The sequence below is a fragment of the Cupriavidus cauae genome, from assembly GCF_008632125.1.
Lineage (GTDB): Bacteria > Pseudomonadota > Gammaproteobacteria > Burkholderiales > Burkholderiaceae > Cupriavidus > Cupriavidus cauae.
The window spans coordinates 14,068-40,157 of sequence record NZ_VWRN01000031.1; the positions used below are offsets into that span (position 1 = coordinate 14,068).

General features: G+C 68.2%; 22 protein-coding genes. 2 read left to right on the top strand and 20 right to left on the bottom strand.

Features of this window, described 5'->3' with window-relative positions; translation table 11 throughout:
• Positions 1–13 precede the first annotated feature (13 nt).
• The 4 genes from rsmG to F1599_RS11090 form a co-directional block, all read right to left on the bottom strand.
• The gene (rsmG, locus tag F1599_RS11075) at positions 14–766 is read right to left on the bottom strand and encodes a 16S rRNA (guanine(527)-N(7))-methyltransferase RsmG (RefSeq protein WP_150083132.1); all 753 of its coding nucleotides are present in this window, start codon (positions 764–766) and stop codon (positions 14–16) included.
• Positions 767–2,710, bottom strand: coding sequence for a tRNA uridine-5-carboxymethylaminomethyl(34) synthesis enzyme MnmG (gene mnmG / locus F1599_RS11080; protein WP_150083133.1), 1,944 nt, complete (start codon positions 2,708–2,710; stop codon positions 767–769).
• A gap of 307 nt (positions 2,711–3,017) precedes the next feature.
• Positions 3,018–3,872, bottom strand: a complete 855-nt coding sequence (locus tag F1599_RS11085; RefSeq protein WP_149317472.1) for an N-formylglutamate amidohydrolase — start codon at positions 3,870–3,872, stop codon at positions 3,018–3,020.
• Positions 3,872–4,888, bottom strand: coding sequence for a tripartite tricarboxylate transporter substrate binding protein BugE (locus tag F1599_RS11090; protein WP_150083135.1), 1,017 nt, complete (start codon positions 4,886–4,888; stop codon positions 3,872–3,874). Before F1599_RS11090 ends, F1599_RS11085 begins: the two co-directional genes overlap by 1 nt.
• A gap of 188 nt (positions 4,889–5,076) precedes the next feature.
• Between F1599_RS11090 and F1599_RS11095 the strand changes: the two genes are divergently transcribed.
• Entirely contained in the window at positions 5,077–6,021 is a 945-nt protein-coding gene (locus F1599_RS11095) for a LysR substrate-binding domain-containing protein (RefSeq protein ID WP_149317470.1), read from the top strand.
• A gap of 157 nt (positions 6,022–6,178) precedes the next feature.
• On the opposite strand, the gene F1599_RS11100 is transcribed toward F1599_RS11095, so the two are convergent.
• The 15 genes from F1599_RS11100 to F1599_RS11170 form a co-directional block, all read right to left on the bottom strand.
• The gene (locus tag F1599_RS11100) at positions 6,179–6,922 is read right to left on the bottom strand and encodes an ABC transporter ATP-binding protein (RefSeq protein ID WP_149317469.1); all 744 of its coding nucleotides are present in this window, start codon (positions 6,920–6,922) and stop codon (positions 6,179–6,181) included.
• Positions 6,923–6,933: 11 nt separating this feature from the next.
• Complete coding sequence (locus tag F1599_RS11105) at positions 6,934–8,835, bottom strand: branched-chain amino acid ABC transporter ATP-binding protein/permease (protein ID WP_223819597.1); 1,902 nt, start codon at positions 8,833–8,835, stop codon at positions 6,934–6,936.
• A complete protein-coding gene (locus F1599_RS11110) occupies positions 8,835–9,887 on the bottom strand; it encodes a branched-chain amino acid ABC transporter permease (protein ID WP_053822848.1) in 1,053 nt (350 codons plus the stop codon). Before F1599_RS11110 ends, F1599_RS11105 begins: the two co-directional genes overlap by 1 nt.
• Positions 9,888–10,130: 243 nt before the next feature.
• The gene (locus tag F1599_RS11115; RefSeq protein WP_149317468.1) at positions 10,131–11,279 is read right to left on the bottom strand and encodes an ABC transporter substrate-binding protein; all 1,149 of its coding nucleotides are present in this window, start codon (positions 11,277–11,279) and stop codon (positions 10,131–10,133) included.
• A gap of 475 nt (positions 11,280–11,754) precedes the next feature.
• The gene (locus F1599_RS11120) at positions 11,755–12,513 is read right to left on the bottom strand and encodes a TSUP family transporter (protein WP_149317467.1); all 759 of its coding nucleotides are present in this window, start codon (positions 12,511–12,513) and stop codon (positions 11,755–11,757) included.
• Positions 12,514–12,681: 168 nt separating this feature from the next.
• The gene (locus F1599_RS11125) at positions 12,682–13,221 is read right to left on the bottom strand and encodes a hypothetical protein (RefSeq protein WP_223819578.1); all 540 of its coding nucleotides are present in this window, start codon (positions 13,219–13,221) and stop codon (positions 12,682–12,684) included.
• Positions 13,222–13,524: 303 nt separating this feature from the next.
• Positions 13,525–14,442, bottom strand: coding sequence for a branched-chain amino acid ABC transporter permease (locus F1599_RS11130; protein ID WP_223819598.1), 918 nt, complete (start codon positions 14,440–14,442; stop codon positions 13,525–13,527).
• A gap of 149 nt (positions 14,443–14,591) precedes the next feature.
• Positions 14,592–15,476, bottom strand: a complete 885-nt coding sequence (locus F1599_RS11135; RefSeq protein ID WP_149317466.1) for a branched-chain amino acid ABC transporter permease — start codon at positions 15,474–15,476, stop codon at positions 14,592–14,594.
• A 156-nt stretch (positions 15,477–15,632) separates the two neighbouring features.
• Entirely contained in the window at positions 15,633–16,841 is a 1,209-nt protein-coding gene (locus F1599_RS11140; RefSeq protein WP_149317465.1) for an ABC transporter substrate-binding protein, read from the bottom strand.
• A gap of 93 nt (positions 16,842–16,934) precedes the next feature.
• Positions 16,935–17,660, bottom strand: a complete 726-nt coding sequence (locus tag F1599_RS11145) for an ABC transporter ATP-binding protein (protein ID WP_149317464.1) — start codon at positions 17,658–17,660, stop codon at positions 16,935–16,937.
• 20 nt (positions 17,661–17,680) lie between these two features.
• Positions 17,681–18,457 carry an ABC transporter ATP-binding protein gene (locus F1599_RS11150; protein WP_149317463.1) on the bottom strand — a complete coding sequence of 259 codons (777 nt, stop codon included), beginning with the start codon at positions 18,455–18,457 and terminating at the stop codon, positions 17,681–17,683.
• A gap of 478 nt (positions 18,458–18,935) precedes the next feature.
• Positions 18,936–20,555 carry a GMC family oxidoreductase gene (locus F1599_RS11155; protein WP_150083137.1) on the bottom strand — a complete coding sequence of 540 codons (1,620 nt, stop codon included), beginning with the start codon at positions 20,553–20,555 and terminating at the stop codon, positions 18,936–18,938.
• A 185-nt stretch (positions 20,556–20,740) separates the two neighbouring features.
• Positions 20,741–21,631 (bottom strand): alpha/beta hydrolase, encoded by an 891-nt coding sequence (locus tag F1599_RS11160; RefSeq protein WP_149317461.1) that lies wholly within the window; start codon positions 21,629–21,631, stop codon positions 20,741–20,743.
• A 50-nt stretch (positions 21,632–21,681) separates the two neighbouring features.
• The gene (gene cueR, locus F1599_RS11165; protein WP_149317460.1) at positions 21,682–22,176 is read right to left on the bottom strand and encodes a Cu(I)-responsive transcriptional regulator; all 495 of its coding nucleotides are present in this window, start codon (positions 22,174–22,176) and stop codon (positions 21,682–21,684) included.
• Positions 22,177–22,196: 20 nt separating this feature from the next.
• Positions 22,197–24,731 carry a heavy metal translocating P-type ATPase gene (locus F1599_RS11170; RefSeq protein ID WP_150083139.1) on the bottom strand — a complete coding sequence of 845 codons (2,535 nt, stop codon included), beginning with the start codon at positions 24,729–24,731 and terminating at the stop codon, positions 22,197–22,199.
• 180 nt (positions 24,732–24,911) lie between these two features.
• Here F1599_RS11170 and F1599_RS11175 point away from each other — a divergent pair, with 180 nt between their 5' ends.
• On the top strand, positions 24,912–25,106 hold the full coding sequence (locus F1599_RS11175) for a heavy-metal-associated domain-containing protein (RefSeq protein ID WP_150083141.1): 195 nt from the start codon (positions 24,912–24,914) through the stop codon (positions 25,104–25,106).
• A gap of 57 nt (positions 25,107–25,163) precedes the next feature.
• Here F1599_RS11175 and F1599_RS11180 read toward each other — a convergent pair whose 3' ends face one another.
• Positions 25,164–25,892, bottom strand: a complete 729-nt coding sequence (locus F1599_RS11180; RefSeq protein ID WP_149317457.1) for an OmpW/AlkL family protein — start codon at positions 25,890–25,892, stop codon at positions 25,164–25,166.
• Positions 25,893–26,090: the final 198 nt, after the last annotated feature.

Below are 26,090 nucleotides of genomic sequence, written 5' to 3' on the forward strand. Positions count from 1 at the left end.
TCCTCGCTTGTATTCAGTCGGCGCGCGCATCGCTGCGCTCGCCACGGCGCGACAGCACCACCAGGTGGCGCTGCGCGTCCAGTTCGGGCACCGCGAGCTGCGGCACCGCTTCGACCTGCCAGGCCGACATCAGTCCGGCCTGCTCCATCCGCTCCAGTTCGGCGTGCGGATAGACCCCTTTCATTGCGATCATGCGTCCGCCCGGGGCCAGCAGGTGGCCGGCAAGCGTGACGAAATCGGTCAGCTCGGCGAAGGCCCGCGACGTGATCACGGCGAAACCGTCGGCGTCGGCCAGCTTCTCCACCGGTCCCCAATGCGCCGCCGCATTGCCGAGCCTCAGCTGGGCGCGGCACTGGGTCAGGAAGGCGGTCTTCTTCTGCACGATGTCCACCATCAGCACTGACACGTCGGGACAGGCGATGGCCAGCGGCAAGCCCGGCATGCCGCCACCCGAGCCGACGTCCAGCACCCTGCCCCGCGCGCCGGGCCCGACCTCGGGCCGACGCGCCGCCTCGGCCAGCGCCGGCACGGCGGCCAGCGAGTCCAGCAGATGATGCGTCAGCATCTCATCCGGATGGCGGATCGCGGTCAGGTTATAAGTGGCGTTCCATTTGCGCAGCAGGGCCAGATAGGCGAGCAGCGTCTCGATACGGGCGTCGTCGAGCGGCAGGCCGATGGCGGCCAGGCCAGCTTCGAGGCGGCGGCGCTGCGCGGCCTCGTCGACCGCGCCGTGGCGCCGCGCCTGGGATGCGTGCGAACCGCTCACTCAGGCCGCCTCACGGCCCGAGCCGGCCAACTTGCCGCGGCCCATGCCCTTCTTCTTCAGGTGTACCAGCAGCAGCGAGATCGCCGCCGGCGTGACGCCCGAGATGCGTGAAGCCTGGCCAAGCGTCTGCGGACGATGCTGGTTCAGCTTCTGGCTGACCTCGAAGCCGAGGCCGCGCACTTCGGTGTAGTCGAAGTCGTCCGGTAGCCGGGTCGACTCGTTGGCTTCCAGCTTGTCGACCTCGGCCGCCTGGCGGGCGATATAGCCGTGGTACTTGATGCCGATCTCGATCTGCTCGCGGATCTGTTCGGCCTGCAGCGGGTCCTCGGCCAGCGGCTCGGACGGCGCATGGCGGCCGGCCTGCAGCGCCATCAGCGCGTCGTAGCCGACGCCCGGGCGCCGCAGCAGGTCCGCCAGGCTGTATTCACGCTCGATCGGCTTGCCCAGCAGCGGCACGGCGTCCTCGGCGGGGAGACTTGCCGGGTTGACCCAGGTGCTCTTCAGACGCTCTGTTTCACGTGAAACAGCGTCGCGCTTGCGATTGAATGCGTCCCAGCGGACGTCGTCGACGACGCCAAGCTCGCGGCCGATCTCGGTCAGCCGCATGTCGGCGTTGTCCTCCCGCAGGCTCAGGCGGAATTCGGCGCGGCTGGTGAACATCCGGTACGGCTCGGTCACGCCGCGCGTGATCAGGTCGTCGACCAGCACGCCAAGGTAAGCCTGGTCGCGGCGCGGCGCCCAGGCCTCGCGCTCCTGCGCGTAGCGGCCGGCGTTGATGCCCGCCAGCAGCCCTTGGGCCGCGGCCTCTTCGTAACCCGTGGTGCCATTGATCTGGCCGGCGAAGAACAGCCCGCCGATTGCCTTGCTCTCCAGCGAGGCCTTCAGCGCACGCGGGTCGAAGTAGTCGTACTCGATCGCATAGCCGGGACGCAGGATATGGGCGTGCTCGAGGCCACGGATCGAATGCACCAGCTCCAGCTGCACGTCGAACGGCAGGCTGGTCGAGATGCCATTGGGATAGAACTCGTTCGTCGTCAGCCCTTCCGGTTCCAGGAAGATCTGGTGGCTTTCCTTGCTGGCAAAGCGATGGATCTTGTCCTCGATGCTCGGGCAGTAACGCGGGCCTACCCCTTCGATCACGCCGGTGTACATCGGCGAGCGGTCCAGCCCACCCCGGATGATCTCGTGGGTACGGGCGTTGGTGTGGGTGATCCAGCACGGCAGCTGCTGCGGATGCTGCTCCGGACTGCCCAGGAAGGAGAACACCGGGACCGGATCCAGGTCACCGGGCTGCTCTTCCATCACCGAGAAGTCGATGGTGCGGCCGTCGATACGCGGCGGCGTGCCCGTCTTCAGGCGCCCCTGCGGCAGCTTCAGCTCCTTGAGGCGGGCCGACAGCGTGACCGCGGCCGGATCGCCGGCACGGCCGCCGGTGTAGTTGTCCAGGCCGACGTGGATCTTGCCATCCAGAAAGGTGCCGGCGGTCAACACCACCGCGCGGGCGCGGAAGCGGACGCCGACCTGGGTCACGGCGCCAACCACGCGGTCGCCCTCGACCATCAGGTCGTCGACGGCCTGCTGGAACAGCATCAGATTGGGTTGATTCTCCAGCCGGGTGCGGATCGCCTTGCGATACAGCACGCGGTCGGCCTGGGCGCGGGTGGCGCGCACAGCCGGGCCCTTGCTGGAGTTCAGGATACGGAACTGGATGCCGGCCTCGTCGGTGGCGGCCGCCATGGCACCGCCAAGCGCGTCGACTTCCTTGACCAGATGCCCCTTGCCGATGCCGCCGATCGACGGATTGCAGCTCATCTGCCCCAGCGTCTCGATGCTATGGGTCAGCAGCAGCGTCTGGCAGCCCATGCGGGCCGCGGCCAAGGCCGCTTCGGTGCCGGCATGGCCACCGCCGACGACAATGACATCGAACTCTTTCGGGTAAAGCATGGGGGCACCTCCTCCGGGAGGCTGGAGAGGGAAAAACGGGATGCGGAATTATACCGGCATTCACTTGGGCATTCGGGACAGACTCCCGTTCCACGTGAAACATTGTGCTTCCGCCGCGACCGTGTTTCACGTGGAACAACGCAATCGCCACACGGCTTCGCCCTGTTTCACGTGAAACGTCGAGCCATCACCGCTGCCAGAGGCGGTGTTCCACGTGAAACAAAGAAGGCCGGGCCATCGGCCCGGCCTTCTCCACTGCCTCACTACGCTGCGGCGCCCCTACCCCGCCAGTTGGGGCGCCGAAGAATCACCGCTGCTGTCGCAAGTACTCCGCCACCCGCTCCAGCAGCCGTCCCATATCCCGCTGCACCGTACCGAAATTGGCATTGCGCTCCCGAGTCCGCTCGTCCATGTAGAGGGGACGGCGGATCTCGATCTGCAGGCTGTGGCGGCGCTCCGCCGGCCGGCCGATCTGGGCGATCAACTGCACCCCCTTGTACGGGTCGTTGCGCGCAACGGTATAGCCCATGTCGCGCAGTCCCAATTCGATCAGTCCGACGAACTCCGGATCGCAGGTCGTGCCGTCGCGGTCGCCCAGCACAAAGTCCGCCAGCGGGTGCGGGCTGACCTTCTTCAGCCGCTCGTAGGCATTGTTCGGCATCGAGTGCAGGTTCAGATGCCATACGGCGCCGAAGCGGCGATAGGTCGTGTCCACCGCTTCCGCCAGCGCCGCATGGTACGGGCGGTAGTAATGCTCGATGCGGTTGCGCACCTCGGCCACGCCGAGCTTGCGGGCGTAGATCGGCGTATTCGCGTCGATGTTGCGCCACACCAGGCCGAAGCCCAGCTGCGTCTTCTCGCCCGGGGCCAGCGGCTCGGGCCAAGGCCCGTCCAGCAGCGCCGGGTCGAGGTCGTCCGGCATCCGGTTCGGATCGATATAGACGCGCGGGAAGTTCGCCGCGATCAGCGTGCCGCCGACCGCAGGCACCGCCTCCCACAGCGCCTCGACGTGGGTGTCCTCGCCTTCGCGCAGCCTCGCCATCGGCACGGCCGCGCCGAAGTCGTCGGGATAGCGCGTGCCGCTGTGGGGCGAATCGCAGACCAGCGGCAGCGCTTCGCCCTCGGGCAGGCGGCGGACGATGGGTTCGAACGCCGCCGCCATCAGTTCAGCTCGATCTTGGCGGTCTTGGCCACGCGCGCGTAGCGGGCCATCGCCTGCTCGATCTGCGCCTTGAACTGCTCGGGCGTGGTCGGCACCAGCGTCCCGCCGGATTCCTCGACCTTGCGCTTGAAGTCCGGGTTCTGCATCGCCTTGTGGATCGCGGCGTTCAGCTTGGCGACCACCGGTGCGGGCGTGCCCGCCGGCGCCACGATGCCGAACCAGCCGCCCTCGCCCATGTCCTTGAAGCCGAGCTCGGCATAGGTCGGTACGTCCGGCAGTTGCGACGAGCGGCCGGCACCCAGCACGGCGAGTGCGCGCAGGCGGCCACCCTTGACGTGCGGCAGCGTCGACGACAGGTTGTCGGTGATCGCGTTGACCTGTCCGGCGACCGCATCGTTCAGCGCCAGGCCGGCGCCCTTGTACGGGACATGCAGCAGATCGATACCGGACAGCATCATGAAGTTCTCGATATTCACGTGCCCGAGCGAGCCGGCGCCCGGCGACGCGAAGCTGTACTTGCCGGGGTTGGCCTTGGCCAGCGCGATGAACTCCTTCATGGTCTTGGCCGGCACGCTCGGATGGACGGCAAACACGCTGGGGATCGCCACCACATTGGTGACCGGCACGAAGTCCTTGATCGGGTCATAGCTCAGCTTCGGATAGACCGCCGGGTTCGAGCCGTGCGTGCTGACCGTGGCCATGCCGATCGTGTAGCCGTCCGGCGCCGAGCGGGCGACTTCGCCCATGCCGAGCGAGCCGCCTGCCCCGCCCTTGTTCTCGACCACGATCGACTGGCCCAGCTCGCGGCCAGCGTACTCGGCGACCAGGCGCGCCGACAGATCGGTGGAGCCGCCGGCGGCGAAGGGCACGATCAGGCGGATCGGACGGCTGGGATAGTTGGCCGGCGCGGCGCTGGCCGCGGCGGGCAGCAGCACGGCGGCGGCGAGGGCGGAAGTGACGGCGGTAGTCACGGCGGACAGCACAAAGCGACGACGCGTGGTCACGGCTCGGTTCATGGCGATGTTCTCCTTGGAATTGCCTTGTCTTTTACGTGGCGGACGATGCCGATTCGGGGCCAAAGATGCCCACGACGCGTCAAGTGTCGGCCAGTTTACCGAGCGTGCACAAACGACTATATTGCACGCTTCCATTACCTCAGTTCATCCTCGCCGCGCCCATCCGCCGATGAGCGCAGAAGCCCCGCATGCGCCTGCGATCGCCGTCGATGTCCGAGCTGCACGCCTTCGCCACCGCGGCGCGGCTGGGCAGCTTCACGCGCGCTGCGCAGGAGCTATGTGTGACCCAAGGCGCGATCAGCCGGGCGATCGCCAGGCTGGAGGCGCACTTCGGCCAGCCACTGATCCAGCGCAACGCGCATCGGCTGGTGCTGACCGCCGCGGGCCGCGGCTTCCTCGAGGCGGTGGCCCAGCCGCTGGCCGCGATCGAATCGGCCAGCGCCGCGCTGCTCGCCGGCGACCGGCAACACCATCTGACGCTGTCCGCCCTGCCCACGCTGGCCAGCGTCTGGCTGGTGCCGCGCCTGCCGGACTTCCATCGGCGCCATCCCGATATCCGCCTCGACTTCGTGCCATACCGGCGCGACGAGGATTTCTCGGGGCCCGCACCCGATGCGGCGCTGCTGGCGGGCACCGCCAACAGCTGGCCCAATCTGCAGGTGGACTACGTAATCGGCAGCGAGATGGTGCCGGTCTGCCATCCGGAGCGTGCACGGCTGCGGCGGGAGGCTGGTCAATGGCGGACGCCGGCGGATCTGCTGCGGGAGTCCCTGCTCTTTCACACCGGCGCGCCCGCCAACTGGCAGCACTGGTTCGTTGCGGCGGGCGTACCCAACGCTGCGCCCACGCTGGCCACGGGGTTCGACCAGGTGTCGATTCTGGTGCAGGCGGTCAAGGCCGATATCGGCATCGCGGTGTTGCAGCGCTGCCTGGTACGCGACGAGATCGTGGCCGGCCGCGTGGTGGCGCCCTTCGATTTGCCGATCCGTCTGACGCGGGGCTACTTCCTGTGCGCGCCGCGGGAGCGGCGCGACCATCCGGCGCTGAACCGTTTCCGCCAGTGGCTGCTGGAAACGGCGGCGCAGGACCCGGATGTGGTCCGCGTCAGGGGTAACGATTCACCGGATAGATGACAAAGAGATATCCAACGCAAGAAACATTAATCATGCTAATTGAACGTTGCCGAACATAAGAGCGACAAATGATAACGGCGCACCGAAGCGCGCCGTTATTCTTTCGTAGCATGGAAGGGTCAGACAAGGCTGTCCGGCCACGCTTTCAAGCCAGCCTTCAAGCGGCCTTCTTCGCCAGCCCCAGATAGGTCTCGATGACGCGCGGATCGGCGGCCAGCTCGTCGGCCGGTCCGGCCATCGCGATCTCTCCGGTCTCGATCACATAGCCGTAGTCGGCCACCTGCAGCGCCGCGCGCGCGTTCTGCTCGATCAGCAGCGTCGCCACGCCGGTGCGGCGCAGGTCGTTGATGATGTGGAAGATCTCCTTGACGATCAGCGGCGCGAGACCAAGGCTGGGCTCGTCCAGCATCAGCAGCTCGGGCTTGGCCATCAGCGCGCGGCCGACGGCCAGCATCTGGCGCTCGCCGCCGGACAGCGTGCCGGCATCCTGGCGCGCGCGCTCGCGCAGCCGGGGGAACAGCTCGTAGACCACGTCCATCTGGTCGAGGAAGTTCTTCTCGCCCGCGCGCTTGCGGCGGAAGGCGCCGAGCCGCAGGTTGTCCTCGACGCTCATCGAGCCGAACAGCTCGCGCTTCTCCGGCACCAGGCACATGCCGCGCGCGACCCGGCCCTCGACCGGAATGCCCGCCATGTCGTGGCCAAGGTAGGACACCATGCCGCTGGCCGAGCCGGTCGGCGGCAGCGCCCCCATGATCGCGTTCAGCATGGTGGACTTGCCCGCGCCATTGGGGCCGATCACCGTGACGATCTTGCCGGCCTCGACCGACAGGCTGGCCCCGTGCACCGCCTCGACCTTGCCGTAGCGGACATGCAGGTCCTTCACTTCGAGAATCACGCTCACCGCTCGCTCCCTTATTCCACGCCGCCCAGATAGGCCTCGAGCACCGCGGGGTTCTTCTGCACTTCCTCGGGCACGCCCTCGGCGATGCGCGTGCCGAACTCCATCACCACCAGCCGGTCGGTCAGGTTCATCACGAAGTCCATGTCGTGCTCGACCAGCAGCACGCTCATGCCCTCGCCCTTGAGCTTGCGCAGCAGCTCGGCCAGCGCCTGCTTCTCCTTGTAGCGCAGGCCCGCGGCCGGCTCGTCGAGCAGCAGCAGCGCGGGATCGCAGCACAGCGCGCGGGCGATCTCGAGAATGCGCTGCTGGCCCAGCGCCAGGCTGCCGGCCTCCATGTACATGCAGTCGGCAAGGCCCACGCGCTCGAGCTGGCGCTTCGCCTCGAACAGCAGCTTGGCCTCCTCGCCGCGGTTCATGCGCAGGATCGCCGCCGACACGCCGCCCTGCGGCCGGTAGTCGCCGCGCAGATGCGCGCCGATCGCGACGTTCTCCAGCACCGTCATCGTCGGCAGCAGATGCACGTGCTGGAAGGTCCGGCCGATACCGCGCTTGACGATCTCGCGCGACGGCAGATTGGTGATGGCCTCGCCGCGATAGCGCACCTCGCCGCGCGTCAGCGGCAGCACGCCGGTGACCAGATTGAAGGTGGTCGACTTGCCGGCGCCATTGGGCCCGATCAGTCCGACGATCTCGCCGGCGCGGACCTGGAAGCTGACGTCGTTGACCGCCACCAGTCCGCCGAACTCCTTGCGCGCCGCGCGCACGTCGAGGATCAGTTCGCCGGCCTGCGGCTTTTGCCGTACGGGCAGCGCGGCGGCCTGTTCGGGCGCGCGCACCGGCGGCCCGCTCGGCCATGCCTTGCGCAGGAAGGGCCAGAGCCCGTCGCGCGCATACTGCAGCAGCAGCACCAGCAGCACGCCGAACACGATGATCTCGAAGTTGCCGTTGGCGCCCAGCAGCTTCGGCAGCACGCCCTGCAGCATGTCCTTCAGGATGGTCAGGATGCCCGCGCCCAGCACCGCGCCCCACACGTGGCCGACACCGCCGACCACCGCCATGAACAGGTACTCGATGCCATAGTTCAGGCCGAACGGCGTCGGGTTCACCGCGCGCTGCAGATGCGCGTACAGAAAGCCCGAGATACAGGCCAGCACCGCGGCGACGACGAACACCACCACCTTCATCCACGCGGTATTGACGCCCATCGCCTCGGCCATCACGCCGCCGCCCTTCAGCGCGCGGATCGCCCGGCCAGGACGCGAATCGAGCAGGTTCTGCATCGCCACCACCGCGAGCAGCACCACCACCCAGATCAGATAGAACATCGAGCGGCCCGACTGCAGCTCGAAGCCCAGCAGCGACAGCACCGGGATGCCGTTCAGGCCGTCGTACTTGCCGAGGAATTCGAGATTGCCGAACAGGAAGAACAGCGACAGCCCCCAGGCGATCGTCGCCAGCGGCAGGTAATGCCCCGACATCCGCATCGTGATCAGGCCGATCACATAGGCCGAGGCCATCGTGATCACCAGCCCGACCAGCAGGCCGAACCAGGGCGACAGCCCGTACTGCGTGGTCAGGTAGGCGGTGCTGTAGGCGCCCAGGCCCACGAAGGCCGCCTGCCCGAACGAGGTCATGCCGCCGACGCCGGTCAGCAGCACCAGGCCGATCGCGACGATGCTGTACAGGCCGATGTAGTTGCCCAGCGTGATCCAGAACTCAGGCGTCGGCAGCACCGGCAGCAGGGCCAGGATCGCCGCGAACGCGATCAGCAGAAGCCGGTTGCGCAGGTTGGCGCTGCCGGAGGCCGGGGCCGGGGTCGTCGCCGGCGCCGTCGCCGGGAGCGTCGGCGTTGCGGCCGCCGCCGTGTCGGACGCCTGCTGCGTCCCGGTTGTGCGTGTGGCTTGCCGTTGCATCATTCCTCGTCTTCCACATGTTTGCTGGTCAGCGAGCGCCACAGCAGCACCGGAATGATCAGCGTGAACACGATGACCTCCTTGAACGCACTGGCCCAGAAGGACGAATAGGATTCGAGCAGCCCCACCAGCAGCGCGCCGGCGGCCGCCACCGGATAGCTGACCAGCCCGCCGACGATGGCGCCGACGAAGCCCTTCAGGCCGATCAGGAAGCCCGACTCGTAGTAGACCGTGGTCAGCGGCGCGATCAGGATGCCGCACAGCGCGCCCATCGCGGCGGCCAGCGTGAACGACAGCCGGCCCGCCTGCGTGGTGCCGATGCCGACCAGGCGCGCGCCCAGCCGGTTGACCGCGGTGGCGCGCAGCGCCTTGCCGGTCAGCGTGCGGTCGAAATAGAAGTACAGGCCGGCGATCAAGAGCCCGGACACGCCGATCACCCACAGGCTCTGGCCCGACACCGACAGCGCACCAACATCGAAGCGCGCATCGGAGAAGGCGGTGGTGCGCGAGCCCTCGGCGCCGAACATCACCAGTCCCAGTCCGACCAGCGCGAAGTGCACGCCGACCGAGACGATCAGCAGCACCAGCGTGCTGGCCTCGGCCAGCGGCTGGTAGGCGATGCGATACAGCATCGGGCCCATCGGCACCACGATCAGCAGCGTCAGCGCGATCTGCGCCAGCATCGGCAGCGGCTGCGCGCCATAGGCCTGCGTCAGCCAGTGCACCGCGAACGGAAAGACCAGGTACTTGCCGGCCAGCACCGCCAGCCGGCGGCCGGCGCTGCGGCGCAGTTCGGCGCTGCGCAGCACGGTGGCGCCCTCGTAGACGAAGGTCAGCACCCCCATCGCCACCAGCAGCCACGAGGTCTGCGGCGCATGGCCCGCCTGCATCACCGCCAGCGTCAGCGCGCCGTAGGCGACGAACTCCCCTTGCGGGATGAAGATGACGCGGGTCACCGAAAACACCAGCACCAGGGCCAGCGCCAACAGCGCGTAGATCGCGCCGGAGGTGATGCCGTCCTGTGCCAGGATGGCCGCAATCGAGAGGTCCATGATCTCCTCGGGGGTTGCCGCGATGCAGCGAATTACGAAATAGTAAAGGTCTTACGCTTCGAGGAAATCCGCGCGAACCCTAGCGCCCGGTTCCGCTTGACCGGTTTTGCCTCACCGGTTTTGCCTCACCGGTTCTGCCTCACCGGTTCTGCCTCACCGGTTCCCCTTCCCCGGGGCCGCAAAACAAAAAAGGCGCATGGTGCGTCCATGCGCCCTGCCGCGCGGCGAAGCTGCCAGGCGTTCCTACTTCTGCAGCTTCCACTTGCCGTCGACGATCTGCACCATCACGCGCGAGCGCTGGTCCAGGCCCAGATGGTCGGTCGGGCTCATCGTCATGATGCCGTGCGAGACCGGCAGCTCCTTGGTCTGCTCCAGCGCATCGCGCAGCGCCTTGCGGAATTCCGGCGTGCCCGGCTGCGCCTTCTTCAGCGCGACCGGAATCGCGCGCTCGAGCAGCAGGCCGGCGTCCCAGGCATGGCCGCCGAAGGTCGACACCTGGCCGCCGAAGGCCTTCTCGTAGGCGGTCTTGTAGGTCATCGCCGGCTTCTTGACCGGATTGCTGTCGGGCAGCTGCTCGGCGACCAGCAGCGGACCGGCCGGCAGCAGCGCGCCTTCGCAGTCCTTGCCGCAGACGCGCAGGAAGTCGGGGTTGGCGACGCCGTGGGTCTGGTAGATCTTGCCCTTGTAGCCGCGCTCCTTCAGCGCCTTGGCGGGCAGCGCCGACGGCGTGCCGGAACCGGCGATCAGCACCGCGTCCGGATTGCTGGCCATGATCTTCAGCACCTGGCCGGTGACCGAGGTATCGGTGCGGGCGAAGCGCTCGTTGGCGACGACCTTGATCTTGCGGATGTCCGCCACCTTGGCGAACTCCTGCGACCAGCTCTCGCCGTAGGCATCCGCGAAGCCGATGAAGGCCACCGTCTTCACGTTGTTGTTGCTCATGTGCTCGGAGATCGCGGTCGCCATGTGCGAGTCGTTCTGCGGGGTCTTGAAGACCCAGGCGCGCTTGGCGTCCATCGGTTCGATGATGCGCGCCGACGCCGCCATCGTGATCATCGGCGTGCCGCTCTCGGCGACCACGTCGACCATCGCCAGCGAATTCGGCGTCACGGTCGAGCCGACCACGGCGTCGACCTTGTCCTCGCTGATCAGCTTGCGGGTGTTCTTGACGGCGGTGGTGCTGTCCGAGGCGTCGTCGAGCACGATGTATTCGACCTTCTTGCCGGCGATCTCCTTGGGCAGCAGCGTGAAGGTGTTCTTTTCCGGGATGCCCAGCGAAGCCGCCGGACCGGTCGCCGATACCGTGACCCCGATCTTGATCTGGGCCTGGGCAGCGCCGGCGCACAGACAGGCGGCGGCGAAGGCCAGCATGCTGGCGCGCTTGAAATTCATCGTGTCTCCTTCTTCTCTCAAACCGGTCGGCATCGAGCCGGCTTGGGGCCGGTCCGCGCCTGGCTTGTTGTTCCGACGGATCCGCGGTGCTGGTCGCCGCGCTTCGCCGTCGTGCCCGATCCCGTCCGCGCGTGCCCTCTTTTTTCGAAGGGTCGCGGCCGATCTTCCAGCGCAATCCGTACTGAAGACAGGCTTGCGAGGAGGCGGCCGGCGCCGGATTTGATTCGCCGACCGAGCGGTCGGGAATTCGCACCGAGTCTAACACAGCGCCCCTTGCCGCCAAGGCAGGATTAACCCGCATCGCCAGCATCGGCGCGCCTTTCGGCGGAGCGACCGGTGCGCGGGGACGTCAGCGAGGACCCGCGTGGGGACGTGCCCCAGGACCACGCGGCGACCTGCCTCGGGACGTCCGCGAGGAGCGCGCGGCGAGCTGCGCGAGACGTATCCGGCGGCTACGCGAGGGCCGTGCGTGCCCTCAGCCGACGAAGGCGTCCCAGGCGGTCTTCAGGATCAGCGCGCTGACCACCAGCAGGAAGACCTTGCGCACGAAACGGCTGCCGTGCTTCAGCGCAAGCCGGCTGCCGAGCTGGCTGCCGATGACGTTGCCCACCGCCATCACCAGGCCGAGCTCCCACCAGACGTGTCCCTTGAAGCCGAGCAGCATCAGCGCCGCGACATTGGTGGCGAGGTTGACCAGCTTGGTCGAGGCCGCGGCGTGCAGGAAGTCGTAGCCGAACAGCCGCACGAACATGATCATCAGGAAGCTGCCGGTGCCGGGTCCGAAGATGCCGTCGTAGAAGCCGATCGCCGCGCCGCCCATCAGCGCGACCCAACGCTCGCGCGCGCCCGACAGCGTCGGCGCATGCTCGGCACCGAGGTCCTTCCTGGCCAGCGTATAGATCAGCAGGATCGCCAGCACGAAGGGCAGCAGCTTGCGCAGCGGTTCGGCCGGCACCAGCGTCAGCGTGTAGGCGCCGGCCATCGAGCAGAGGAAGGCAGCCGCCACCGCCGGCCCGGTGGCACCCCAGTAGATCCGCACGCTGCGCGCGTAGCGCACCGCGGCGTTGAAGGTGCCGGCCATCGAGGCGACCTTGGTGGTGCCGATCAGCGTCGCCGGCGCGTGGCTCGGGTAGGCGCTGAAGATGGCGGGAATCTGCACCAGGCCGCCGCCGCCGGCGACCGCATCGATCAGGCCGGCCAGGAAGGCGGCGGCAAACAGGAAGGCGAACTCCATTGGAACATCCGGGAAAGCGGGTCAGCGGGTCAGGGGTAAAGAAACGAAAGCAGGAAGCGAAAGCGGGCGACGGCGTGGGGCGGACGCAGGCCGAGCAGGCGACGGCGTGGAACGGACTATCCGGGGCCGTCGCCAAACACAGGAACGGGCAAGGACTCCGCGGTCGGATCAGGACAGCTGCTTGACCGCCGGCGCCAGGTCGCGATGCCACAGGCCGCACGGCAGCCGGCTCAGGCCGTGATCCGACTTCCCGGGCTCGCCAGACTCCCCGGCAGCGGGCAGGCCCGGGGCCCACAGCAGATGGCGCACGCCATGCGCGCGGCACCAGTCGGCGAGCCAGTCGCGGCAAGAAGCGAGGATTGCACCACTTTCGTGCGTGCCGGGCAAGCACCAGGCTTCGGTGGCCATCGCCGCCAAACCGCCCAGATCGAGGCGCGGCACCAGCTGGACCGGCAGGCAGCCAACCAGCGCGGCGCCCTCCCACGCCAGCAGGCACAGGCCCAGCTCGGGCCGTTGCAGCAGCCGCTCGAGCATCGCGGCGCGGCCGCGCTGCAGCAGCACCGGCGCCGGCGCGCACGCCTGCAACCAGTCCGCCAGCATCGGCTGGTCGGCCGGAAAAGCCTGTCGAATCAGATAGTTGGGAGTTGGCGCGGAGGCGCCGGGGGCACCGGAGGAACCGGAAAGAATGGGATCGGACGGAGACGGCATGGCGGTCGCGGGCAAGGCGCGCATTGTCTCACGGAGGAACCGGACAAATAAGCCACAAATTAAAAAGGGCGTTGCCGAGGATCACCCGTCAACGCCCTTTCCTTATTTAACGCTGCTTCCTCACGGAATGCTCATCGTGGGTGCGCGCCTGTCGTCTCCTCGCTTCCGCCTCCATTTAACCTGCGAAAACCGTGGCTCCAATGTAACGAAGCGGTGCGTATCCAACAAGCTAGAAAAAACCCTAGCCCTAAAAACGGGCATGTACCGCGGCGGCCACTCCCCGCCGCGGCCTCCGGAGGTGCGCTAATGCCGGCTCCGGCTGAACAGCGCCTGCAGCTCGCCCATGATGCCACGGCGGAACAGCAGCACGCAGATCACGAAGATCACGCCGGTCACCATCGTCACCGACTCGCCCAGCGAGTTGAACCACTCGACGCCGGTGGCCGAGGCCAGGAAGCTGCCGATATCGCCCAGCTTGTTCTCCAGCGCGACGATCACGAAGGCGCCGACGATCGGACCGGACAACGTACCCAGGCCGCCGACCAGCGTCATCAGGATCACCGTGCCCGACATCGACCAGTGCACGTCGGTCAGCGTCTCGAAGCCCAGCACCAGCGCCTTGATCGCGCCGGCCAGCCCCGACAGCGCGGCCGACAGCACGAAGGCCATCAGCTTGAAGCGGTCGGTGTCGTAGCCCAGCGAGATCGCGCGCGGCTCGTTCTCCTTGATCGCCTTCAGGATCTGCCCGAACGGCGAATGCACCGTACGCACGATCAGCGCGAAGGCCAGCACGATGATCGCCAGCGCGACGTAGTACAGCGTCAGGTCGTCCGACAGCGACAGCACGCCGAACAGCTTGCCGCGCGGAATGCCCTGCAGCCCGTCCTCGCCGCCGGTGAACGGCGCCTGCAGGCAGAAGAAGAACAGCATCTGCGCCAGCGCCAGCGTGATCATCGAGAAGTAGATGCCTTGCCGCCGGATCGCCAGCGCGCCGACCACGTAGCCGATCGCCGCCCCTGCCAGCGTGCCGAGCACCAGCCCGACCTCCGGCGTCACGCCCCACACCTTCATCGCATGCCCGGCCACATAACCGGCGCCGCCGAAGAAGGCCGCGTGGCCGAACGACAGCAGGCCGGTGTAGCCGATCAGCAGGTTGAACGCGCAGGCAAATAGCGCGAAGCACAGCACCTTCAGCACGAACACCGGATAGGCGCCGGCCATCGGCGCGGCAATCAGCGCGAGCAGCAGCAGCCCATACAACAGCAGCGGCACGGTGCGCGGCACGTCGCGGCGCGCGGCGCCCCCCTCCACCGGCGCGGAAGCCTGCGTGCCCTGGGGCCCCTGTGTGCGCGATGCGCTTTGTCCGTCCATCACTTCTCCCTCCCGAACAGCCCGGCCGGCCGCAGCAGCAATACGATCACCATGATCAGGAACACCACGGTCGACGACGCTTCCGGATAGAACACCTTGGTCAGGCCCTCGATCACGCCGAGGCCAAGACCGGTGACGATCGAGCCCAGGATCGAACCCATGCCGCCGATCACCACCACCGCGAACACCACGATGATCAGGTTCTGCCCCATCAGCGGCGAGATCTGGATCACCGGCGCGGCCAGCACGCCGGCGAAGGCGGCCAGCGCGACGCCGAAGCCGTAGGTCAGCGTGACCATCAGCGGCACGTTGACGCCGAAGGCCTCGACCAGCTTCGGGTTCTCGGTGCCGGCGCGCAGATAGGCGCCGAGCTTGGTCTTCTCGATCATGTACCAGGTCGCCAGGCACACCGCCAGCGAGGCCACCACCACCCAGGCGCGGTAGTTCGGCAGGATCATGAAGCCCAGGTCGGTCGCGCCCGCCAGCAGTTCCGGCGTCGAATACGGCAGGCCCGACACGCCGTAGATCGAGCGGAACACGCCCTCGATCACCAGCGTGATGCCCAGCGTCAGCAGCAGGCCGTAGATATGGTCGAGCTTGTAGATCCAGCGCAGCATGGTCTTCTCGATGACCACGCCGATCACGCCGACCACCACCGGGGCGAGCAGCAGCATCACCCAGTAGTTGAGCCCGGCGTACTCCATGCCCATCCAGGCCAGCACCGCGCCGAGCATGAAGAGCGCGCCGTGCGCGAAATTGATGACGTTGAGCAGGCCGAAGATCACCGCCAGGCCAAGGCTCAACATCGCATAGAAAGCCCCGTTGACCAGCCCGAGCAACAGCTGGGACAACATGGCGGGCAAGGGAATACCGAAGATGTCCATCGCAGGCGTCAGCTATGCGGCGCCGCGGGCCCGTTCCGCGCCGGCCCGCCCTCCGTCGAGGAAGGCATGGGCCGGCGGCAGCGAACGCGCACGCGGCGCCGGTCGTTCATCGGGCCGCGGCGATGCGCGAGGCGCGCACCGCCGGGCCGGCGTCGTTTACTTCTTCAGCAGCGCGCACTTCGACTCGGCGGGCGTCGTGAAGGCCTGGTCGCCCGGGATCGTCGCCACGACCTTCAGGTAGTCCCAGGGCTTCTTCGACTCGGCCGGGCTCTTGACCTGCATCAGGTACATGTCATGAATGGCGCGGCCGTCGGCGCGGATATAGCCCTTGGTGTAGAAGTCGTCGATCTTCGCCTTCTTCAGCTCGGCCATCACCTTGTCCGGATCGTCGGTCTTGGCCGCCTCGACCGCCTTCAGGTAGGTACGCACCGCGGAGTAGTCGGCGGCCTGCAGGCTGCTCGGCATCTTCTTGTTCTTGGCGAAGAAGCGGTTGGCGAACTTGCGGGTCTCGTCGTTCATGTCCCAGTACCAGCTGTCGGTCATCAGCAGGCCTTCGGTGTTCTTCAGTCCGAGGCTGTGCACGTCGTTGATGAACATCAGCAGGCCGGCGATCTTCATGTTCTTGGTGATGCCGAATTCCTTGGCCGCCTTGATCGAATTGATCGTGTCGCCGCCGGCGTTGGCCAGGCCCAGGATCTGCGCCTTCGAGGCCTGCGCCTGCAGCAGGAACGACGAGAAGTCCGACGCCGACAGCGGATGGCGCACCGAGCCGACCACCGTGCCGCCATTGGCCTTGACCACCGCCGAGGTGTCGTTCTCCAGCGAATGGCCGAAGGCGTAGTCCGCGGTCAGGAAGAACCACGACTTGCCGCCCTGCTTGACCACCGCGCTGCCGGTGCCCTTGGCCAGCGCCACCGTGTCGTAGGCGTAGTGCACCGTGTACGGCGAGCACTCTTCGTTGGTCAGGCGGGCCGTGCCCGCGCCGATGTTGATGTAGACCTTCTTCTTTTCCTGCGCGACCTTGTTCATCGCCAGCGCGGTACCGGAGTTGGTGCCGCCCAGCAGCATGTCCAGGCCCTGCTGGTCCATCCATTCGCGCGCCTTCGAGGCGGCGATGTCGGCCTTGTTTTGGTGGTCGGCCGACAGCAGCTCGATCGGCTTGCCGAGCACCTTGCCGCCGGCGTCCTCGATCGCCATCTTGACCGCCTCGACGCCCGACTTGCCGTCGATGTCCGCGTACAAGCTGGACATGTCGGTGATGAAGCCGATCTTGACCGAGTCACCCGATACCTGCGCGGAGGCCGCTCCGGCCGCCATGCCCGTCACCAAGGCCGCCATCGCGGCTGCGAGCCGTTTGATCTTCATTGCTTGTCTCCTGTGTTTCGGCGGCCTCGCGCCGCCCGTTCCTGCCACCGTACGTTCGACCGTACCTTCGACCATGCCTGCGACCCCGAAGGATCAGACCCCAAGCAGTTCGTGCAACACCGGCATCTTCTGTTCCAGCTCGCCGGCGCCGAAGCGCTCGACGATGGTGCCGTGCTCCATCACATAGAAGCGGTCCGCCAGCGGCGCGGCGAAGCGGAAGTTCTGCTCCACCATCACCACCGTGTACCCCTTCTGCTTCAGCATCCGGATCATGCGGGCCAGCGCCTGCACGATCACCGGTGCCAATCCTTCCGAAATCTCGTCGAGCAGCAGCAGGTTCGCGCCGGTGCGCAGGATGCGCCCGACCGCCAGCATCTGCTGCTCGCCGCCCGACAGCCGCGTGCCCTGGCTTTGCCGGCGTTCGGCAAGGTTCGGGAACATCTCGTAGATGTCGGCCTCGCTCATGCCCTGCTGCGCGCCGGCGCCCTTGAGCTGCGGCGGCAGCAGCAGGTTCTCCTCGCAGGACAGGCTGGCGAAGATGCCGCGTTCCTCGGGGCAGTAGCCGATGCCGTAGTGCGCGATCTTGTGCGTCGGCAGATGGATCGTCTCGTGCCCGTTGATCCTGATCGAGCCCTTGCGCGTGCCGGTCAGGCCCATGATCGCGCGCAGCGTGGTGGTGCGGCCGGCGCCGTTGCGGCCCAGCAGCGTGACCACCTCGCCGCGGTTCACGGTCAGGTCGACCCCGTGCAGGATGTGCGATTCGCCGTACCAGGCCTGCAGGCCGCGGATCTCGAGGGCGGGCGTGTTGTCAGTCGTCATGTCGTCGCTCCGCATTGCTCTCAGTGCGCGCCCTGCAGCTCGGCGTCGGCCGTGCCCATATAGGCTTCCATCACGCGCGGGTCCTTCGACACCTGCTCGTACGGCCCTTCGGCGAGGATCGCGCCCCGCTGCAGCACGGTGATCGTGTCCGCGATCGACGACACCACGTTCATGTTGTGTTCGACCATCAGGATGGTGCGGCCGGCCGAGACCTTCTTGATCAGCTGCGTGACGCGGTCGACGTCCTCGTGACCCATGCCCTGGGTCGGCTCGTCGAGCAGCATCAGCTCGGGCTCCATCGCCAGCGTGGTGGCGATCTCCAGCGCGCGCTTGCGGCCGTACGGCAGGTTGACGGTCACGGTGTCTGCGAACTCGGTCAGCCCCACCTGCTCGAGCAGCGCCATCGCCTCGTCGTCGAGCACCGACAGCGTGCGTTCGCTGCGCCAGAAGTGGAAGGCGGTGCCGAGCTTGCGCTGCAGCCCGATGCGCACGTTCTCGCGCACGGTCAGGTGCGGAAACACCGCCGAGATCTGGAACGAGCGAATCACGCCGCGGCGCGCGATCTGCGCGGGCTTCTCGCCGGTGATGTCGATGCCGTTGAACAGAATGGTGCCGGTGGTCGGCACCAGGAACTTCGTCAGCAGATTGAAGCAGGTGGTCTTGCCCGCTCCGTTGGGGCCGATCAGCGCATGGATGGACCCGCGCCTGACCCGCAGATTGACGTCGCTGACCGCGGTAAACCCCTTGAACTCCTTGGTGAGGTTGCGCGTCTCCAGGATGGTTTCCTGCTGGTTCATGTCTCCTGCCCGTCCTCGTTCGGCGCGACGCCGGCTTCTGGCCCGTCGTGCCCGGATTCGACCCGCGACCCCGGCCGGCGCTGCGCGAATATCAGCGCGGGTGGGGGTCGCCTTGTCTGCAATGTCTTATTGGTGTGTGTGGCAGCGCGCTGGGTGGCAGCGGCGGCACGGTCGGATGCAAGCGCCGATGCATGCGCAGATGTGAGCGCGGCATCACGACTGTCCGGCGTCTATTGTGGGCACCTGTTGCGTCGCAAAACATCCGGGTTTGCACTGAGCCTGAAACATGAACCAGCTGTCATGTTTGTCAGGCAGCGCGGCCGCCGTGTGCGGGCTGGCTGCGGGAAAGCCGCAAGCAGGACATGGGCAAGCTTCGGAGAAGCTGCCACAACGCTGCGGGGGCTCAGGGAGCGGTGCGGCGCCCGCGCGCGGGCGGCGCCGACGGTGGCGCCGAGACCGTGGTGCAGCGTCTGCCGCCTCAGCCACGCGCCCCGCTGCGCCAGTCCTCGCGGATCATGTCGCTGGCGCGCTCGGCGATCATGATGGTCGGCGAGTTGGTATTGCCCGAGGTGATCAGCGGCATCACCGAGGCATCGACCACGCGCAGGCCCTGCACGCCGATCACGCGCAGCCGTTGGTCGACCACCGCCTGCGGATCGTCGGCCCGGCCCATGCGGCAGGTGCCGACCGGATGGAAGATCGTGGTGCCGATGTCGCCCGCCGCGCGCGCCAGCGATTCGTCGTCCTCGACATGCGGACCCGGCAGCCATTCCTGCGGCCGGTACGGCGCCAGTGCCGGCGCGGCGACGATGCGGCGGGTCAGCCGAAGCGAGTCGGCCGCGACCTTGCGGTCCTCGTCGGTCGACAGGTAGTTGGGCGCGATCACCGGCGCCTGGCGAAAGTCCGGGCTGTCGATGTGGACGCTGCCGCGCGAGGTCGGCCGCAGATTGCAGACGCTGGCGGTGAAGGCGTTGAAGGTGTGCAGCGGCTCGCCGAACTTGTCGAGCGACAGCGGTTGCACGTGGTACTCGACGTTGGGCCGCGCCTGCTCCGGATCCGAGCGCGCGAACGCGCCGAGCTGCGACGGCGCCATGCTCATCGGCCCGCTCTGGTTCCACGCATACTGCAGCCCGATGCCCAGCTTGCCCCACCAGTTGCCGACCCGCGTGTTCAGCGTGCGCACGCCCTCGACCTTGACGATCATGCGCAGCTGCAGATGGTCCTGCAGGTTCTCGCCGACGCCCGGCAGCGCCTGCCGCACCGGGATGCCGAGCGCCTGCAGCCGTTCGGGCTGGCCGATGCCGGACAGTTCCAGCAGCTGCGGCGTGTTGACCGCGCCCGCGGCGAGGATCACCTCGCGCCGCGCGGCCACCGTATGCGGCTGGCCGCCGCCGACGTAATGCAGGCCGCTGCAGCGGCGTCCGTCGAAGGTCAGCTCGCTGACCTGCGCGCCGGTGACGATGGTCAGGTTCGGCCGTTCGGAGGCGCGCCGCAGGAACGCCTTCGAGGTATTCCAGCGAATGCCGCGGCGCTGGTTGACCTCGAAGTAGCCGACGCCGAAGTTGTCGCCGCGGTTGAAGTCGTCGGTGCGCGGGATGCCGGTCTGCTCGGCCGCGTCGATGAAGCGCTCGAGGATGTCCCAGCGCAGGCGCTGCGGCTCGACGCGCCATTCGCCGCCGGCGCCGTGAAACTCGTTGGCGCCGCGGTGATGGTCCTCGCTGCGCTTGAACAGCGGCAGCACGTTGTCCCAGCGCCAGCCGTCATCGCCGGTGATGCGCGCCCACTCGTCGTAGTCCTCGCGCTGCCCGCGCATGTAGATCATGCCGTTGATCGACGAGCAGCCGCCCAGCACGCGGCCGCGCGGATAGATCAGCGAGCGGCCGTTCAGCCCGGGCTCGGCGACCGTGCGGTACATCCAGTCGGTGCGCGGATTGCCGATGCAGTACAGGTAGCCCACCGGAATATGGATCCAGTGGTAGTCGTCCTTGCCGCCCGCCTCGAGCAGCAGCACGCTGACGTCGGCGTCCTGCGTCAGCCGGTTGGCCAGCACGCAGCCCGCGGTGCCGCCGCCGACGATGATGTAGTCGTAGGTCTCCATGCTCTTCTTCTGGGTTGGGTAGTCGATCGGGGTACGGCCGTCCGCCGCGGGAGGACGGCCGGCAAGCGTGAGGCGTCAGGGATTATGCGTCGTGCGTCCTGCGTTGGTCTTCGTGCGCTGCGTCGATATCGGCCATCGCGTCGGCATAAACGTCGGCATACACGTCGGCCTACGCGTGGCGCGCGTCAGCGACCCGCATCCGTCACCGGCTGCAGATGACGGCGCAGCCAGTCGCTCAGCGCGTCCAGCACCTCCGCCCGCAACGCCGCCTGCTCGTTGAAGATCTCGTGGTAGGCGTGCTCGAACCAGATGCATTCGTGCAGGTCGGCCGGCGCATTGTCGCAGAAGCGCCGGCTGCCCGCCGGATCGACCACGCGATCGGCGCCCGCCACCAGCAGCAGCGTGGGTGCCTCGAGCAGCGGCGCGTCGGCCTGCGCGCGTTCGATGCCGAGCAGCATGCTCTGCAGGATGCCGGCCGTCAGCGTGCGCTGCACTAGCGGATCGCTGCGGTAGCTGGCGACTTCGGCGGGATCGTGGCTGAGGTCGGTCGGACGGATCGGGCTCGGTACGCGCAGGTTCGGCGCCAGCGTCAGCAGCATCCGCTGCAGCGTCAGCATCGCGCCGCTGATGCGCAGCGCCAGCGCGGGCGAGGACAGCACCAGCGCGCGCACCGGCCGCACGCGCGAGGTCGCCAGCCGCGCCGCAACCAGCCCGCCCATGCTGTGACCAAGCACGATCGGCAGTTCGGGCCAGCGCTGCACCACGCCGTCGTAGATCTCCACCAGGTCGTCGAGGAAGACATCGGGCCGCTCGGCCACCATGCGCGCGCCGCCGCTGGCGCCGTGGCCGCGCTGGTCGTAGGCCACCACGCGCAGGCCCAGCGCGCACAGGCGCGCCGCCACATGCGCATAGCGGCCGCAGTGCTCGGCCAGCCCGTGTACCAGCAGCAGCGTGCCCGACGGTTCGGGCCACAGTTGCGGGTCGGGCAGCCAGGTGCGCAGCAGCAGCTCGGTGCCGTCGCGCATGCGCTGGCGGCTGTCGGCCGGCGCGATGGCGGCGGGCCTGGATGCTTCCATGCGATCGCTCTCCTCGTCGGCGCGCGGCGCGGCCGCGCGCCGGTCAGCGTTCAAGAGTGGCAGGCGTGGCGCGCATTGCCGTCGGACGCATTGCCATCGTCCGCATTGCCGTCGCGCGAACTGCCGTGACGCCTATCCCCCGCTGACGGCGCGCTCCCGGGCTCGGCGAAGTCGGCGAGGATCGGGCAATCCGGCCGCTCGTCGCCGCTGCACGCCTCGGCCAGCGCGCGCAGCGTGTCGCGCATGGCCGCCAGTTCCGCGATGCGCGTTTCCAGCTCGGCGACATGGCGCAGCGTCAGTGCCTTGACGTCGGCGCTGGCGCGCCCGCGGTCCTGCCACAGCAGCAGCAGGTTGCGGATCTCGTCCAGCGAGAACCCGAGATTACGGGCGCGCCGTACGAAGCGCAAGGTATGCAGCGCGCGCTCGTCGTAGCGCCGATAGCCCCCTTCGCTGCGCGGCGGTTCGGGCAGCAGCCCGATCGATTCGTAGTGCCGGATCATCTTGGCGGACACGCCCGAGGCGGCCGCCGCTTCGCCGATATTCATCGCCTTGCTTCCTCCAGATTTCAGCGCGGCACGGCCCCGTCGCGCGGTGCCGGCCGCCAGCGCCGCAGCAGCAGCGCGTTGCCGACCACGCTGACGCTCGAGAAGGCCATCGCCGCGCCGGCCACCACCGGGCTGAGCAGACCGGCCGCCGCCAGCGGGATGCCGATCACGTTGTAGACGAAGGCCCAGAACAGGTTCTGCCGGATCTTGCGCACGGTCCGGTGCGACATCGCCAGCGCGTCGGCAACCAGGCCCGGGTCGCCGCGCATCAGCGTGATGCCGGCCGCGTGCATCGCCACGTCGGTGCCGGTGGACATCGCGATGCCGACGTCGGCCGCGGCCAGCGCCGGCGCATCGTTGACGCCGTCGCCGACCATCGCGACCACCGCACCGCCGCGCTTGAGCGAGGCCACGCGCGCCGCCTTGTCCTCGGGCAGCACCTCGGCCTGCACGTCGTCGATGCCGAGCGCGTCGGCGACCTGCGCCGCGGCGCCGTGACTGTCGCCGGACAGCATCACGGTGCGCACGCCGGCCGCATGCAGGCGCGCCACCGCTTCGCGCGCGCCCGGCTTGATCGCATCGCCGAACGCGACCAGTCCTTCGACGCGGCGCGTATCGACCGCGATCAGCCACGACACCGTGCGGCCGGCCCGGCGCAGCGCCTCGGCCTCGCGCTGCAGTGCGGAGCTCTCGTCCAGCGACGCGCCCAGCTCCTTGCGCAGGCGCTCGCTGCCGAGCGCCCAGGCGACGCCATCGATGCGCCCGCTGATGCCGCGGCCCGGCAGCGCGCGCAGTTCGCTCGCGACCGGCACCGCCAGCGCACGCTGCTCGGCGGCGTGCAGCACCGCCCGGGCCAGCGGATGTTCGCTGCCAGCCTGCAGCGCGGCCAGCCGCGCCAGCAGCAGCGACGAGGCGTCGTCACGCCGCTCGCCGCCGCCTGTCATTCCCTCCGCGGACAGCAGCGCCACCACCTCGGGCTGGCCGACCGTCAGCGTGCCGGTCTTGTCGAACGCGACCACGTTGACGCGATGCGCGGTCTCCAGCGCCTCGGCGTCCTTGACCAGGATGCCGGCCCGCGCGCCCGCGCCGGTGCCGGCGATGATCGCGGTCGGCGTGGCCAGCCCCAGCGCGCACGGGCACGCGATCACCAGCACCGCCACCGCGTTGAGCAGCGCCGACTGCCAGTCACCCAACGCCAGGCCCCAGCCCAGCAGCGTGACCAGCGCGATCGCCAGCACCACGGGCACGAACACCGCGCTGACGCGGTCGACCAGCCGCTGGATCGGCGCCTTGGCCGCCTGCGCGTGTTCGACCATGCGGATGATGCGTGCCAGCACCGTTTCCGCGCCGACCGCGGCGGTGCGCAGCACCAGCCGGCCCTCGCCGTTGATGGCGCCGCCCGTCACGCGGTCGTCGACATGCTTGGGCACCGGCAGGCTTTCGCCCGTCAGCATCGATTCGTCGGCATGGCTGTCGCCGTCGATCACCACGCCGTCGACCGGAATGCGCTCGCCCGGCAGCACCACCACCTCGTCGCCGACGCGTACCTGCGCCAGCGGCACCGTGGTGTCGACGCCGTCGCGGCGCACCCGCGCGGTATCGGGCCGCAGCGCGGCCAGCGCGCGGATCGCGTCGGCGGTCTGCCGCTTGGCCCGGACCTCGAGCCATTTGCCGAGCCGCACCAGCGTGATTACCACCGCCGCGCTCTCGAAATACAGGTGCGGATGGCTCTCGCCATGGGCGGCGGCGCCGCGCCAGATCAGCCACAGCGACAGGCCATAGGCGGCCGAGGTGCCGAGCGCCACCAGCAGATCCATATTGCCGGTGCCGGCGCGCAGCGCCTTCCAGCCGGCGCGATAGAAGCGCCAGCCGAACACGAACTGCACCGGCGTGGCCAGCAGCCATTGCCACAGCGCCGGCACGTTCCACGCGATGCCGAACCAGCCGAGCACCATCGGCGCGACCAGCGGCAGCGACAGCGCGGCCGGGATCGCCACCGACCAGGGTCCGGACCAGAAGTCGGCGGTGCGCGCGGGCGGCGCCCCTGCGGCCGCGGCGGCATCGGCTACCCCATCGCTCACCGGTTCGGCGGCATAGCCGGCACGCGACACGGCCTCGGTCAGCGCCGGCAGCATGTCGGCCGCGCTGCCGCCGACCAGCGTCACCAGGGCGCGCTCGGTGGCCAGGTTGACCTGGGCATCGACCACGCCCGGCACCGCGCGCAAGGCGCGCTCGACGCGGCCGACACAGGAGGCGCAGGTCATCTCGCGCACGGACAGCTCCAGCTCGGTGCGGGGCACCGCGTAGCCGGCGGCGGCGATGGCGTCGGCCGCGGCGGGCAGCACCGCGGCGCTGTCGGCCTGCACGGTCGCTTCCTCGGTGGCGAGGTTGACGGCGACCGAACGCACGCCTGGCACCTTGGCCAGCGCGTTCTCGACCCGGCGCACGCAGGAGGCGCAGGTCATCCCTTCGATCGGCAGGCGCCATTCGGGCGCGGCCGGGGTGGCATTCGTGCCGGCCGGGGCCGGAGACAGCGGTATGGAAGAAGTGGACATGGCGGTTGGCATCCTCGTTGACATAGCCTGTCACGGGATGCTGGACCTTACCATGCTAGGAAGGTCAAGGCCGAAGTGCCAGTTCTCCATGCGGCGCGTCGGGGCTTGCGCTTGACATGATGGGAAGGTTCACAATGGCGCCATTCACCGCATTCACCACCCATACCGAGGAGTTCGACGATGATGCAGTTTCAAGTGGAAGGCATGTCCTGCAATCACTGCGTGGGCGCGATCACGCGCGCGGTGAAGCAGGTCGATCCCGACGCCCGCGTGTCGGCCGATATCGCGGCGCAGGCGGTCAGCGTGGAATCGGACGCCGATGCGCGGGAAGTGCGCGAGGCCATCGAATCGGCGGGCTATCCGGTCAAGGGCTGATCGGAAGGAACCGCGTCCGCGCTCCAGGGAGACGCGGACGCGGCCGGTCGGCGACGCTCAGAAGCGGTAGCCGACGTTCAGGAAGGTCACGATCGGATCGATCTTGATCTTGGTGTGCGACACCACGGTGGCGCCGCCCAGCGCGGAGTTGCGCGTGACGAAGGTCGCGCGGGTATCCAGCGGCAGGTAGGACACCGACAGGCCGACGTGCCAGCGCTCGTTGATCTTGTAGTTCGCGCCGATGTTGAAGACCGGATTCCACGACGACTTGGCGCTGGCGGTCATGGTGGCGTTCGGGCCGAACTCCTGGCGAACGAACTGCTGGTTGGTAATCGTCTCGTCGCTGAACCAGGTGTAGTTCACGCCCAGGCCGACATAGGGACGCAGGCGCGCGGCGGGCTCCAGGAAGTGGTACTTGACCAGCACCGCCGGGCTCCACTGGCGCACCGTGCCCAGCTTGCCGTACTTGCCGTAGCCCTTGTCTCCCTCGACGTCGTGCTTGGGCGGCAGGCCCAGCACGAATTCGGCCGAGATGTTGTCCGTGATGAAGTGGTCGATCGACAGACCCAGCGTATTGGCGGCCTTGATATCGGCGCCGGTATTGGGGCGCTGGGTGCCGACCGGGCGGCCGCCGACGCTGTCGATGGTCAGCGGATCGGCCGAACTGTTCGGCATCACGCGGAACCAGCCCGTGCTGACGACGGTGCTGCCGGCCGACTGTGCCTGGGCAACCCCGCCCACTACCATGGCCGCGACAGCCACCAGGATTTTTTTCTTGTGCGACATCCTCTCTCCTTCGTGGTTTTCAACTGCAAGGGCAGCATTATACCGCTGCGGATGCCGCCATCGTTTCAATCTAGATACATTTTGTAGAGGGGCGCCACTAAATTGAGGGTTTACCGCAATCAGCGGTACCCGAAGGGCCACCGCGGCGGGGAGAGAGGCGGCAGAAGTGTCTCAGGAATGTGACACCGGGTCGTGCCC